General features: G+C 43.2%; 11 protein-coding genes and 6 pseudogenes. 7 read left to right on the forward strand and 10 right to left on the reverse strand.

Features of this window, described 5'->3' with window-relative positions; translation table 11 throughout:
- The first annotated feature begins 83 nt into the window (after nt 1–83).
- A complete protein-coding gene (locus RAM70_RS15850; protein ID WP_080603301.1) occupies nt 84–320 on the forward strand; it encodes a hypothetical protein in 237 nt (78 codons plus the stop codon).
- A gap of 66 nt (nt 321–386) precedes the next feature.
- Here the strand turns inward: RAM70_RS15850 and RAM70_RS15855 are convergent.
- The 4 genes and pseudogenes from RAM70_RS15855 to RAM70_RS15870 all read right to left on the reverse strand — a co-directional run.
- A pseudogene (locus RAM70_RS15855) lies at nt 387–737 on the reverse strand (lysylphosphatidylglycerol synthase domain-containing protein); the annotation flags it as partial.
- A 55-nt stretch (nt 738–792) separates the two neighbouring features.
- Entirely contained in the window at nt 793–1809 is a 1017-nt protein-coding gene (locus tag RAM70_RS15860) for an IS4 family transposase (protein WP_288016859.1), read from the reverse strand.
- Nucleotides 1810–1900: 91 nt separating this feature from the next.
- Nucleotides 1901–2101, reverse strand: a pseudogene (locus RAM70_RS15865) (hypothetical protein); the annotation flags it as partial.
- Between the two features lie 198 nt (nt 2102–2299).
- Nucleotides 2300–2692, reverse strand: a pseudogene (locus RAM70_RS15870) (hypothetical protein); the annotation flags it as partial.
- A 38-nt stretch (nt 2693–2730) separates the two neighbouring features.
- Between RAM70_RS15870 and RAM70_RS15875 the strand changes: the two are divergent.
- Nucleotides 2731–3078: pseudogene (locus tag RAM70_RS15875) on the forward strand (hypothetical protein); the annotation flags it as partial.
- A 2-nt stretch (nt 3079–3080) separates the two neighbouring features.
- Here RAM70_RS15875 and RAM70_RS15880 read toward each other — a convergent pair.
- Nucleotides 3081–3335: pseudogene (locus RAM70_RS15880) on the reverse strand (hypothetical protein); the annotation flags it as partial.
- A 598-nt stretch (nt 3336–3933) separates the two neighbouring features.
- On the opposite strand from RAM70_RS15880, the gene RAM70_RS15885 reads away from it, so the two are divergent.
- Nucleotides 3934–4446 carry a hypothetical protein gene (locus RAM70_RS15885; protein ID WP_190381163.1) on the forward strand — a complete coding sequence of 171 codons (513 nt, stop codon included), beginning with the start codon at nt 3934–3936 and terminating at the stop codon, nt 4444–4446.
- A 37-nt stretch (nt 4447–4483) separates the two neighbouring features.
- Here the strand turns inward: RAM70_RS15885 and patR are convergent, their stop codons facing one another.
- Nucleotides 4484–5356, reverse strand: coding sequence for a heterocyst master regulator PatR (patR, locus tag RAM70_RS15890; protein ID WP_045357446.1), 873 nt, complete (start codon nt 5354–5356; stop codon nt 4484–4486).
- Between the two features lie 274 nt (nt 5357–5630).
- On the opposite strand from patR, the gene RAM70_RS15895 reads away from it, so the two are divergent.
- Nucleotides 5631–6431, forward strand: coding sequence for a tetratricopeptide repeat protein (locus tag RAM70_RS15895; RefSeq protein WP_045357448.1), 801 nt, complete (start codon nt 5631–5633; stop codon nt 6429–6431).
- 442 nt (nt 6432–6873) lie between these two features.
- On the opposite strand, the gene RAM70_RS15900 is transcribed toward RAM70_RS15895, so the two are convergent.
- The 4 genes and pseudogenes from RAM70_RS15900 to RAM70_RS15915 form a co-directional block, all read right to left on the reverse strand.
- A complete protein-coding gene (locus RAM70_RS15900) occupies nt 6874–7293 on the reverse strand; it encodes a YraN family protein (protein ID WP_312674589.1) in 420 nt (139 codons plus the stop codon).
- Between the two features lie 90 nt (nt 7294–7383).
- A complete protein-coding gene (locus RAM70_RS15905; protein WP_045357452.1) occupies nt 7384–7740 on the reverse strand; it encodes a DUF3110 domain-containing protein in 357 nt (118 codons plus the stop codon).
- Nucleotides 7741–7819: 79 nt separating this feature from the next.
- Nucleotides 7820–8275 carry a DUF2996 domain-containing protein gene (locus RAM70_RS15910; RefSeq protein ID WP_045357455.1) on the reverse strand — a complete coding sequence of 152 codons (456 nt, stop codon included), beginning with the start codon at nt 8273–8275 and terminating at the stop codon, nt 7820–7822.
- Nucleotides 8276–8629: 354 nt separating this feature from the next.
- Nucleotides 8630–9507: pseudogene (locus tag RAM70_RS15915) on the reverse strand (IS630 transposase-related protein).
- Between the two features lie 254 nt (nt 9508–9761).
- Between RAM70_RS15915 and RAM70_RS15920 the strand changes: the two are divergent.
- The 3 genes from RAM70_RS15920 to RAM70_RS15930 all read left to right on the forward strand — a co-directional run bounded on the left by RAM70_RS15920 (nt 9762) and on the right by RAM70_RS15930 (nt 12289).
- Nucleotides 9762–11630 (forward strand): cation:proton antiporter, encoded by a 1869-nt coding sequence (locus RAM70_RS15920; RefSeq protein ID WP_045357460.1) that lies wholly within the window; start codon nt 9762–9764, stop codon nt 11628–11630.
- A gap of 109 nt (nt 11631–11739) precedes the next feature.
- On the forward strand, nt 11740–11994 hold the full coding sequence (locus tag RAM70_RS15925) for a hypothetical protein (RefSeq protein WP_002761850.1): 255 nt from the start codon (nt 11740–11742) through the stop codon (nt 11992–11994).
- Nucleotides 11987–12289 (forward strand): DUF3181 family protein, encoded by a 303-nt coding sequence (locus RAM70_RS15930; RefSeq protein WP_002761852.1) that lies wholly within the window; start codon nt 11987–11989, stop codon nt 12287–12289. The genes RAM70_RS15925 and RAM70_RS15930 overlap by 8 nt, the downstream gene beginning before the upstream one ends.
- Nucleotides 12290–12440 lie beyond the last annotated feature (151 nt).

The following is a 12440-nucleotide window of genomic DNA, read 5'->3' on the forward strand; positions in this document are numbered from 1 at the left end:
ATCCCCGCAGCTTTCCCGCTAGGCAACACCTTTTTCTGCCTAATTGTGTCCCAGTTATCAGAATTTCCAGCCATTTTTAAGTTATGTTAAAAAGTGCAACCCTACCACCAGAGGTAAAGATGGGCAACTCCACCACATTTTCTGACACCCCACTTCACAAAGATCATCACACTTGGGAGCATTTAAAACAAGCCATCGCCGCTAGTTCCGGTTTTCGGCGTTGGCAGCAAGAACAACTAGAATCAGGTAAAAATAGAGACGATGCTGATGCTCGCATTTGTTCCTATCTACGGGAAACTTTAGAAACTTTAGCCTACTAGATTGATGCTCCCCAGCTATGACGGCATGGGGACTTTTTTTTGTCCGTTTAAGCTAATTTGCGGGCATTATTTTCTGCGCGCCTCGTAACCCAACAACCAGACAAAAGCGACAATTAAAGGCAGCAAATAATAAATAGCTCGATAGGCGATTAAAGAACCTAAAAGCTCGGCATTAGATACATATTCGGGGCGCAATCTCAGCATGATAAACTCAAAAACACCTATTCCCCCCGGCACGTTGCTTAATACCCCTGCCGTCATGGCAAATACATAGAGACCGAAAAATCCTAAAAACGAAGTATTGTAGCTGCCCGGGAGAAGAAGATATAGAACTCTAGCGGCTAATATCCAATCAATAAAAGTCAACAAAATCAAAGCTAGAGAAAGATTACAAGAGGGTAAATAGCAGAAACGTTGAATCCTGTAATAAAACTTTACATTGACAAGCATAATACCCCTATAACATCAAATTTTAAATTGAATAGACAATCCTCCGGAACCAGTGTACATAGCTAATATGTTGACACATGAAACTCTGTAAATAGCGCAGTTTGTCTAATAAGCTTTTCCCAAATCCTTCTTCAATATCTATTAGCTGTAGAATCAGATAAGCGATAATGCAACTATAGATCTGTAGGCGGATTCCGTTCTCGTTTTTAGTGATTAGATTATCCAACTTTAGATGCATTTTTAAAAATTTCCACAGCAGTTCTATTTGCCATCTTTGGATGTAAATTTCGGCAACTTCTTCATTACTAACTGCTCCTTCTCCTTCTAGAGGTAAATCTGTCGCCAGCCGAAATTCTGTTTGACTTTCTAGGTCGCAAAAAGCGACTACTCTTACTTCTATTTGTCTTTTATCTTTTCCGAGTTTACACTTGCCATTTTCGAGCATCTCTAGGCTAATATTATTTTTCACTCTCAAGACAAAATGCTTGTCACTACTCTCTAATAATTCGGTGATTCTTTGATTAGACGCAAATCCTCTATCCATTGCTCCAACTCCATTTACAGGAATTGCTTCTATCGTTTTTCCTCCTTCTTTTGAGTCATGACCTTGACCAAAATGGATGAGTATTCCGACCACCTCTGTTGTGATACTATTAAGACCAGAGAATAGTTTTACTTGATGCCATCCCTGGGACCATAGTAATTTACTGGTTAAGCTAATTATTGTTGAGTCAATAGGAAATAAAGCTCGCGCATTCTCTATTCCTTTTTTGGCAACTAAACGCTTATTTAATTCGACAATGACTTTCTCAAATGGACTTGTTTCTCTAATTTTGCTTGCCTTAGAAAATGTGGATAAATTTACATTAATTCCTTGAAGTACCATTCTACTGCATAAGTCCCTCATACTGACGATGCTTTTATCTAAAGCAAAACCAATCCAACAGGACAAAAATGTAAAAGTATCTAAAGCGGGGTAGTCATTTTTAGGCAGTGGTTTGAGAAGCTCTTTTATGAGTTTTGAAAAATTCGTCATCAGGGCAAACTCCCTATTGTGAGGGGAATAAGTTGTCTAGATTCTATCTATAATAGCATTTTTTTTCTGACTTTTCTCAACGTTCAACACTTCTGGGTAAATAGATATTTTCTTTGCCGATTCTTATGGATTTTTTATAGGTGATAGTCAACAAAAAATATCCCGTAACCAGCAATAAAAAAATTACTCCTAAAGGTTTGGTACTTAAAAAAGGTAATTTTAACAGTTGAGGAATCCTTTGGGGATCGAGGAGGAAACTTAAACCACCAATCCCTAACATTCCTAACCAAAAGCTTATAGCGTTTTTCAGTCTGCTGAGGTACAAAAGTTATGGGTTTTAGGCAAAAGGCAAGAGGCAAAAGTCAAAAGGGAAGAAAAATATGTGTACCTCACTAGCTTATAGCGGTGTGCAGTCGTATTAGGTACAGTGTCACAAGCTATAAACCATGCTAGGCAAAGCTTGGTCTGTATCTCACTCAAGCGCTTACCGCTATAAATGGGTAAAAGTAATAACTTTGGCAATGTCCACCACCCCCACCCCCGCAGGAGTATAGAAACGATAACGGATCGCCGTCCCAGAAAATAAGGTTAAACCAATGGTATTACCAAGGGCATAACTGATAAAAGCAGTGCGGATAATAGTGCCTAAAGCTAAGGGATGCTTGATATAATAAAAACCTAGGCGATCATAACCCGTCATCGACAAATAACCCAAAGCCATCCAAAAAATAGCTTCTAGCTTACGACTTGTGGTAATATGATCCAAACTAGCCAAGAGTTGGGCAAAAGTGTAGTGTTTAAATTCTTGACTAATTGCCCAGACCGCTAGAATAAATAAACTCAAGGACAGGATAATCGGAACAAAACGCCAGATTTTTTTATACATCTTACTTTTTACGAATTACTTCTGACTAATTAAAATTAATGAGAAAATCAAAACTAGATTTAGCTAAACATTTAAACCGATCCCCAAAAAGAAAATATAATAAATTCCTGATCCCCTCCTTATCTTTAACAATTATTCTGGGTTTATCTTATCTAGTTTACACCAATCTTCCTTGGACTTTCCGTCTTTTTATCCCTTGGGTGACTAAAGGGGGTGATGTGGACATAGACAAAATTCCTGCCACATTTTATTCAGAACTTAATCAATTATGTTTGGTGGCTGATAGTGCGGGGGACGTAAAAACGAGAAACCATACAGAAATTGCTGAATCTCTTGGTCCATTTAAATGTACATTGATTAATGGTGGTCAAGAATGGTTAATAGAAATGCGGATAATAGTGCCTAAAGCTAAGAGATGATTGATATAATAAAAACCTAGGCGATCATAACCCGTCATCGACAAATAACCCAAAGCCATCCAAAAAATAGCTTCTAGCTTATGACTTGTGGTAAGATGATTTAAACTAGCCAACAGTTGGGCAAAAGTGTAGTGTTTAAATTCTTGACTAATTGCCCAGACCGCTAGAATAAACAAACTCAAGGACAGGACAATCGGAGCAAAACGCAGGATTTTTTTATACATCTTATTCTTGACGAATTACTTCTGACTGAAAATTACTGGAAGCCTTAATAGAAAACGGTTTTGGGACTTTTTTAGCCCAAAAAGTGCAAGAAACAAACGTTGAGAAATCGAAATAGAGACTCAAAACCCTTGCACTTTCCAGATACCAGTGCGCGAGGCCATTCTGTTATTCTGACTTCCCCTCCTGACGACCGACTCCTGACGACCGACCCCGTTCGCCTGAGCGCCCGACAAAAGCTCACGCGGCGGTTCGACAGGCGGTTCGGCGGTTCGGCGGTTCGGCTGATCTCACCGTCGAAGCCTGAGCGTTCGACAAAAGCTCACGCGGCTCGACTGAGCTCGCCGAACGTCCGAAGTCTCACCGTCGAAGCCTGAGCGTTCGACAAAAGCTCACGCGGCTCGACTGAGCTCGCCGAACGTCCGAAGTCTCACCGTCGAAGCCTCACCGTCCGCTCGACTGAGCGTTCGACAAAAGCTCACGCGGCTCGACTGAGCTCGCCGAACGTCCGAAGTCTCGCCGAACGTCCGAAGTCTCACGGCCGAAGCCTGACTCCTAACCCCACCAACAAACTTTTTCAGCAAACCCTAATTAAAATTCATGAGAAAATCAAAGCTAGATTTAGCTAAACATTTAAATCGCTACCAAAAAAAGAAATATAATAAATTCCTGATTTCCTCCTTATATTTAACAATTATTCTGGGTTTATCTTATTTATCTTATCTAGTTTACCTCAATCTTCCTTGGTCTTTCCATCTTTTTATGCGTTGGGTGACTAAAGGGGGTGATTTAGACAAAATTCCTGCCAAATTTTATGCAGAACTTAATCAATTGTGTTTGAGGGCAGATAGTGCGGGGAAAGTAAAAACGAGAAACTATACAGAAAATCCAGAAATTGCCGAATCTCTTGGTACATTTAGATGTACTTTAGTTAATGGTGGTCAAGAATGGTTAATAGAAGATTATAAATCTTTCAATTCTGCCGATGAAGCGATTTTAGGCACTGAGTTAGCGGTTTTTATCGCCGAGATTTTGGGAACAGATTATAGTTATAACATTCGCGCTTATATTCCCAATACTAACTATCAAGTAACTCCCAAAACCAAGTCCTAGACTAGGGATGGGTTTCTCACCCATCCTTAGAAAAAAATTAGTTTTCCGATACGGGTTTGGGTCGGGAAGGCCGAGGGATAGGGGATTGTCCGGGGGGAAAAGGTCGCTTTTCTCCTTCCCCTTCCGGTCGAGAATATCTATCGGCCGAGGGACGACGATTTTTATCAAAAGGCTTTTTAAAACCTCCCTTACCCGTCGGTTTTTTCTTGCTGGCAAAACCTAGGTCTAAACCTTCCAAAATAGTTAAGGCATCCCCTTTAAGTTGTACCTGAAAATCCCAAAAACGACTGACCGGTTTACTGGGTAAAGTACCGCGCAATTTTAGTTTAAAAAACTTGGGTTTTTCCGCTTCAGTTTTAGGCATTTGTCGGATTTTGACCACTACCGCTTGATTTTCCCGTTCGGTAAAGATGACTTCGCCTCGAATCGAGAAATAACCTGGGGTAGAAGCGAGGAGAGGTTCTATCTCTCGATCATCCTCTTTTTTCAGGGTTGCTGGCTCCCAAACACCGACAATCTGAACATGAAGGGCATCATTTTCCTGACGGGTGCGCGGATAAACCACCCACAGATGGGGTTTTTCCAGATCGAGATGATTTTTGACCAAACTGATCACCCGACCGAGAATCACAGAATCGATCAGAGTACCATCGGCAGTTAAAATATTGCCTTTAGTTAATTGTTCCTCCGATCGCTGATAATGGCCATAGACGAGACCGATCGCCCGATACTGCCGCAGATGACTGGGAGGGGGGATCGGTTGTTGACGTTTGACTTCTGCGGGGGTGGCTGACTCTACGGCTAAATCAGCCTCAGTATGGGGGGATTCAAGGGGGACTTCCTGAATTTCCACTTCAGGAGTCGGGGGGGTTTTCGGTGATTCGGTAAACCGATTCCCAGTACGATTCATATCACACTCCTAGCGGCGGAGACACATAGTAAATTAGTAATCAAGCAAGTCAAAAGCGCGATCTGGGGGGTTACAATAACCCTCTAGGGCGACTCTACTGGCATCTAATATATTAAGAACCATGATCTTTTGACTGTCAACCTAGTCAAAACCCTTTTGAGTCTTGACTGTTTGCCCATTGTACTCAATAAAGAGCGGCGAATTCGATCGATCCCCTAATCAAATCTCTAGATTTCCATAACATTTTCCTGTCTGTCCCCTCGCACCCCAGTCTATGAAAGCTTCTCTCTCTCAACGTCGTTGGCTGTCCATCGGTCTCGTCCTGATGTTATTTGCTTTGCTGTCTTTCTCGATCATGCCGCTATTGACTTCTATTCTCCAGAGTCAGCACTCCTCGGACCAGAGTCATCTGTCCGCAGTGGAACAAGAGAAATTAGCCAGTCAAGCCCTGGGTTATCAGATGGTTTTAGAGCGTGAACCCGATAATCAGACGGCTTTGCGGGGATTATTAGATACTCGCTTACAGCAGGGCGATTTAAAGCAAGCGATCGAACCTTTAGAAAAATTAGCGCAACTTAACCCCCAACAATCCGATTATCTACTACTTTTGGCAGAAGCGAAACAGCAAATAGAGGATTATTCAGGAGCCACGGGCAGTTATCGCGCCCTTTTAGCCTCCCATCCCCAAGATCTACGGGCCTTAACTGGATTAACTAATTTATTTCTCAGCCAAAACCGCCATATCGAGGCGATTAGTCTGGTCAAAGACACGATTGATCGCGCTTTAAAAGCTGCTGCCGATCCTAATAATCCTGCTAGTTTAATCGATATCGTTTCCGTTCAGTTACTTTTAGGCAAAATCTATTTCGAGCAGCAAAATTATCCGGAAGCTTTAAAAGCCTATAAACAAGCTCAACAGATGGATGTGAACGATTTCCGACCGATTTTAGCGGCGGCGATCGTACTGAAAGAACAGGGTAAAAATCAAGAGGCTCAACCCCTCTTTCAAGATGCTCTCAGTCGCGCTCCTTTTGCCTACAAAGAGGAAATTCAGTCCCTAATCAGTAATCAGTAATCACACCCCACACCCCATAGTTTTGTAACGGCAATTTTTACTAAAAATCAATAAGTGTAAACTTTAATCACAAGCTCGATCGAGTCCCGACAAAGGTGTTATATTAAAAACATAAGGCACAAGGGAAGCGACTCAACTTCCTTTCAGGCAAAAAGACCTAGAGCCTGTGCCACCTGCTCTAGCTCAACGCAACAGCTAAATCGGACGCAGATTCTCGAAGTTTGTAAAGTAAAGTATGGTTTCGCCTCTGTTGCTCGATATAGGACAGATGGAGTGATCCGTAATCAGCACCTGAGTCGGTAAACTGAGAAATCTTGATAGTTGACAGATAGACTGTTGTGGGTTCCGTAAACCTCTATTATATTGAGTCCGTTAATTTTTTAGGAGTCCATATCGTTTGTACAAGATGAAGCCCGCCTCCCTAGGCGGGCCTATTGTGTTTTTAGAAAACCGCCACGAGATATTCCTGTAACTGCAATTGATAACCTGCCCGTAGCTGACAGGGATAATCAAGGGAAAACTCAGGTAAAGCTAATAGAGAACTTTTTTGACAACTAACTAACGCCACATCGAAGCGACAGCTTAAATCAGACCATTGGGGATAAAAGGCGAGAAATATCTGGGCAGCTCCGTAAATTTTCCCTTGTTTACGGTCATCGATCGCTAATTTGCCCCCTAAATCCCAATTGCCAGCACTGCGGGTTTTCACCTCGACGAAAGCGAGAGTCGCTTGGGATTTAGACAAGACGATTAAATCGATTTCACCGCCAGCACTACGCCAACGACGCTGGAGGATATGCCATTGCTGTAATTGCAACCAATCCGCCACCAAATTTTCGCCCAATTCCCCCACGGTTGTCATATTCAGTTATCAGTTATCAGTGAACAATATTGATTTACTATCCTGTCTTCTGACTCCAAACTACTGATTACTGTTCACTGAATCACTGGATTACAAAAGTCCTTCTAGACGACGACGGATGCTGTCTAACTCCGCATCGGGAATCTCGGAAAACTCCTCTTTTTGCCAATCCAACTCCTCGGCATTGCTTTCGGGGGGAATTACCAACATACCCGCTTCAATCATTTCCGCTTGATAGCCGGCTCCGCGACAAAATTCTGCCACTTCCTCGGAATCAATTTTCTCTACCGTGGGAGTCGGAAAATCCTGTGCCTCTAACAGCAGCGCATAGCGGGTGGCATCATCTTCTGATTCAAACATCAACACCTTATTGATAGCTCCCATTTGAATCGTGTGGATACCTTCGTTTTCTGTGCCTGCGTTAAAAAGTAGTACAAATACACGCATAATTACTATTAGCGATCGATAAGCGGTGGTCGTCTATACTCATTTTACCCCCCTTCTCGATCGCTAATCCTCAGCAATTTTAGTTTCTCGTCAACCACTTTTGACCGTTAAGCCGTTGCAGGGTGTAAAACAACAGTAAATCAAGACTAACTTTCCTTTCATCGATCATAAATGATTCAAGGGTACTAGGTTGAGCGCCGCCCTCAGCTTGCGAAAAAGCCTTTTTACCATTGATGTCTTCTTCCCAAAAATAAATGCTAAATTGACGCATTCCATCGAGCCAATTGCCAGTTAACTGCCAACAGGGAGAGCTAGAAAAGCCCTGCACGGAAATTTTATCCTGTTTAAAGGACAGCTTTATATCAGTTATACCCAGCTTTTGCAAAGCTGCCGCCAGTGCCGGCTGAAAATGCTGCTCAATAAATTCAGCAAAGGGTTTTTCCTCGACGGTAGGCTCCTTGGGTTTTTTAGCAGCCGCAGGTTGAGCCGGTTTTGCTGCTGCTGGAGTTGCGGGGGTGGTGGTTTCTTCTGCCATAGGAATTAATCAGGAATGGGTAGGTAGCTACAATTATATTTTCTCGTGGGTTATCAGTTATCAGCTTTTTAGCCGTCAGACTTCGGCGTGAGCTTTTGTCGAACGCTTTTTTCTCCCCTCTCCCTTCTCCCCAACCCCAACCCCCAACCCCTAACCCCTAACACCCATCTCTCCAACCAATCCCTCACTGATAACTCAACCGAATCTAAACTCAGGCTGAGGAAGCCTCAACCAGTTGAAAACCAAGAGCTTGCGCCTTGTTCGAGAGATTGTTGATTAGCCGTTGACGATACTGTTGTTCGTAATAATCTGCCCCCAGATCTTGATCTAGTTATTTCAAATAAGAACGAGACACTAAGTAACACAATAAGTACGAATAATTTCATCAAGGGGTGTACCCAAAGGAGCATAGATTCTGGCTCTCTTTAATGCACTAAAATCATGTTCGATATCATTTAAATCAGGAGAATATTTTGGCAAAAACACTACCTGATGACCTGCTTCCTCTACCAGGCGTTCGGCGAGATCAGCCGAGCCGTTGTCTAATGACTGTCTTCCGATGAATTGGTGCCTTATCCATAATTAATACTGATGTTATGGGCGCGAGAGGGCAATAAATATAAAGATAACCACCCTTCAAAACCTTCGGCATTCAGGCTTCTCGTCAATACCATCGGTGCAATAAAGTCTTTTTTTCCCTTTCTTCTCCCAGCGACAAGGTTCTCTCTTTTTCCTCGTTTTCCTTGTCTATCTCCCCAGACTTTCTTCCATTTTTGTGCATCGGGCATAAAAACAGGCTTGAAATCCTTCAAACCCTGACTCATCAATAAATACAAGGCTTTCACTTCCATATATTTTAATCAATTTCCTCAGCAATCTGTAGTATTTTATTCTTTCTTCTCAGTTTCTTTCTCTATAACGAAGTTACTTCTTTTTTCTGGTGACTTTCATTTTCTTTAAGGCCTAGCAAATAGCCCTTGGTCTGACTCCAAACTTCTCGGCTCTGTCTCTTAATCTTGCATCGGGATTTTCTTGGACATCTTTTGACAGTGCTTTCCAGTCCAGCTTTCTCTGACGGTGTTTTACCTTTGTTGCTTCCAGTTTTTCGCTACGAACGCCATCTATATATTGTGGCTCTTCCTATATTAAATAGAGCGGCGGCTTTGGTTATGCTTCCTCCATTCTCTACATAATCAATTACTTTTTTTTCTCAAGTCTAGGCTATAGGACATTTTTCTGTATGGGTTGCTTGTTTCTCCTTATTTTACCCTATTTTTTACTTGTATCATACTTATTTGAAATGATTATAGCTTGTTTGATCTACCCGGAATCACCGCCGCAGAGAGCGCGGTGAGGATGTCAATACTCTACAAGATTGAGCGGGTATTTCCTCCCGACCGGGCCGGAGCGGGAATCAAAACTATAATTAGAATCATTAAACCCCAACCATAACCCCGCCTCGATAGCCGATAACCGATCGCTAAACATGGATCCATCTTTCGCCCTTACTCTGCAAATTGTCATCACTGTGGTGGCGGGGATTACAGCCCAAGTCATCGCCGAATACCTGAAAGTTCCCAGTATTGTTTTCCTGCTCATTTTTGGGATTGCTTTAGGGTCCGATGGTTGGGAAATTTTACAGCCCCAAAGTCTGGGAATTGGCTTAGAAGTCCTTGTTGCTCTCTCTGTGGCGATTATCCTATTTGAAGGCGGTTTAAGCTTAAGCGGACGAGAATTAGGGCGAGTTTCTGGCAGTTTACGCAATCTTGTCACCCTCGGTACTTCCATCACTCTCATCGGTGGCGGTATGGCAGCCCACTGGTTGGGGGAATTTCCCTGGCCGATCGCTTTTCTTTACGCTTCTTTAGTGGTAGTAACCGGTCCGACGGTGATCGGGCCTTTGCTGAAGCAAGTCGCCGTAGATCGACGGGTGGCGACGCTTCTGGAAGGGGAAGGGGTATTAATCGACCCTGTGGGCGCAATTTTAGCCGTAGTGGTGCTAAATACGATTATTGATAGTCATGCCCGCCCCATGGAAATTATCACCGGTTTAACCCTACGTTTAGGCATCGGGGCGGCGATCGGCATTGCTGGAGGCGGATTGTTAAGTTTTATTATAAAAACTTGCAATTTTTTGACTTTTGAGTTAAAGAATCTCGTGGTTTTAGCGGGAGTCTGGGGGTTATTTGGTTTATCGCAATTTAGTCGCAGTGAATCGGGGTTAATGGCGGTGGTAATGGCGGGAATTGTGCTAAAAGCGGCGGCAGTTCCCGATGAGCGGTTATTAAGACGTTTTAAGGGTCAATTAACGACTCTTTGCGTGTCGGTACTGTTTATTTTACTAGCGGCGGATCTTTCGATCGCCAGTGTGATCGCTTTGGGTTGGGGCAGCGTCCTGACGGTGTTAGTCTTGATGCTGGTGGTACGTCCCCTGAGTGTGGCTCTGTGTACCCTAAAAAGTGACCTAAATTGGCGACATAAGCTATTTATCGCTTGGGTTGCCCCTAGAGGAATCGTCTCTGCCTCCGTAGCTTCTTTATTTGCCATTTTACTCACCCGTGCCGGTATTAATGGCGGTGAAGCGATCAAAGCTTTAGTCTTTTTAACAATTTTAATGACCGTTTTTATTCAGGGATTAACGGCGCGGTGGGTGGCAAAAGGGCTAAAAATCACTTCTTCTGCGGCAACAGGGGCAGTAATCGTCGGTTGTAATCCCCTAGGTCGCTTAATCGGCTGTTTATTCCAAGAACAAGGAGAAAACGTGGTTTTAATCGATACGGATGCCAGGGCCTGTCAGCAAGCAAAAGAAGACGGTTTGACGGTGCTGCAGAGTAGCGCACTTGATACAAAAATACTGCAAGAAGCGGGCATCGAATCCATGGGGACTTTTCTGGTTTTGACTAATAATAGCGAGGTTAATCTGGTTTTAGCCCAAAGAGCCAGCGAGGAATTTCATCCTCCCCGGTTGTTGGCTGCCTTTGCGGGAACCCCTAACCCAGATAAAAATAAGGTTAATCAGGTTTTTCTCCCTAGTTTTTCGGTCAAGGAATGGAATCAGTATTTAGACGATAATCAGATTAAATTGGGTAAAACTATCTTTAAAGCCGATGATTTGAGCGAACAACAAACCAGATTGACTAAATTAATTGAAAATGGCGAACTGCTGCCCCTACTATTGCGTCGCGATAATTCCCTACAGGTAGTCACAGAAAGGGAAGAATGGCGCACAGGAGACGAATTAATCTATATTCTGCGCGATTTACGCCCACAACTGCTTAAACGTCTTTCCGGCACTGTCAGAACCCGTTTATCTTTAGAAATCTTACCCGAAGTGGAAATCGCCACCAGTAGATAAGTGATAGGACAAAATTAACTTCTTGGTGAGGATAGGCACTCTGGCAACTTAAACTTAGCCAAAAAAAACGGTACACTGATAACTGATAATTGACAACTGATCACTGCTTATGCCTCCCCGTTGGCCCCGTCAACCCGATCGCAAAAACGATCCCGCTTTCCGACGTTTAGATGATCGCATGAATTTCGCCGTTCATGTAGCGGGTTTTTTAGCGATTAATTCAGGGTTGTGGTTTTTTCATATCATTAAATTTTCCGATTGGACTTGGTTAAATCTGTTCACGGGAATTTGGGCTATTCTATTGGTGGGACATTTGATTTATATAGCGGCGATCGCTAACTACTCGGTAACATCCCATGGCTAACACAACTCAGGACATCGAAAATCTGGCGGCCCAAATCGGCGACAATATCTACATTGACGTGGCTAAATGGCATCTCTATCTCCGGGAAGCACATTTACACAGCGTCGTTGCCGAAAAAGTCTTCCCTTTGCTCGAAAACGACAGCTTAAGCGAGAATGCAGTCATGTCTATCCTGCGGGAGATTAAAGTCACCCTCGGAGGAGGTCATCTGCAAGTTTCTCTAGCGGATTTGTTACCCAGCAAATGTCAGATAGATTTAATCGATTTGCTGGAAGAATACCAAAAAAGTCGCTAAAATTCCCCAATACTATGCCTGATAACTCGCAGACTAGGACTAACAGGCTAAAGTAGTTATACCATTTTTCATAAGTAATGGCAGAGATGGTTAATCGCCCTCACCCCTAACCCCCCACCCCCCCAACCCCCCGACATCGGGGGGCAAGGGT

Source organism: Microcystis wesenbergii NRERC-220, assembly GCF_032027425.1.
Lineage (GTDB): Bacteria > Cyanobacteriota > Cyanobacteriia > Cyanobacteriales > Microcystaceae > Microcystis > Microcystis wesenbergii_A.

Excerpts from the sequence above, each read along its gene's own strand:
- RAM70_RS15850 (WP_080603301.1), top strand. The coding sequence starts at position 84 with ATGTTAAAAAGTGCAACCCTACCACCAGAGGTAAAGATGGGCAACTCC.
- RAM70_RS15885 (WP_190381163.1), top strand. The coding sequence starts at position 3,934 with ATGAGAAAATCAAAGCTAGATTTAGCTAAACATTTAAATCGCTACCAA.
- patR (WP_045357446.1), bottom strand. The coding sequence starts at position 5,356 with ATGAATCGTACTGGGAATCGGTTTACCGAATCACCGAAAACCCCCCCG.
- RAM70_RS15895 (WP_045357448.1), top strand. The coding sequence starts at position 5,631 with ATGAAAGCTTCTCTCTCTCAACGTCGTTGGCTGTCCATCGGTCTCGTC.
- RAM70_RS15900 (WP_312674589.1), bottom strand. The coding sequence starts at position 7,293 with ATGACAACCGTGGGGGAATTGGGCGAAAATTTGGTGGCGGATTGGTTG.
- RAM70_RS15905 (WP_045357452.1), bottom strand. The coding sequence starts at position 7,740 with ATGCGTGTATTTGTACTACTTTTTAACGCAGGCACAGAAAACGAAGGT.
- RAM70_RS15910 (WP_045357455.1), bottom strand. The coding sequence starts at position 8,275 with ATGGCAGAAGAAACCACCACCCCCGCAACTCCAGCAGCAGCAAAACCG.
- RAM70_RS15920 (WP_045357460.1), top strand. The coding sequence starts at position 9,762 with ATGGATCCATCTTTCGCCCTTACTCTGCAAATTGTCATCACTGTGGTG.
- RAM70_RS15925 (WP_002761850.1), top strand. The coding sequence starts at position 11,740 with ATGCCTCCCCGTTGGCCCCGTCAACCCGATCGCAAAAACGATCCCGCT.
- RAM70_RS15930 (WP_002761852.1), top strand. The coding sequence starts at position 11,987 with ATGGCTAACACAACTCAGGACATCGAAAATCTGGCGGCCCAAATCGGC.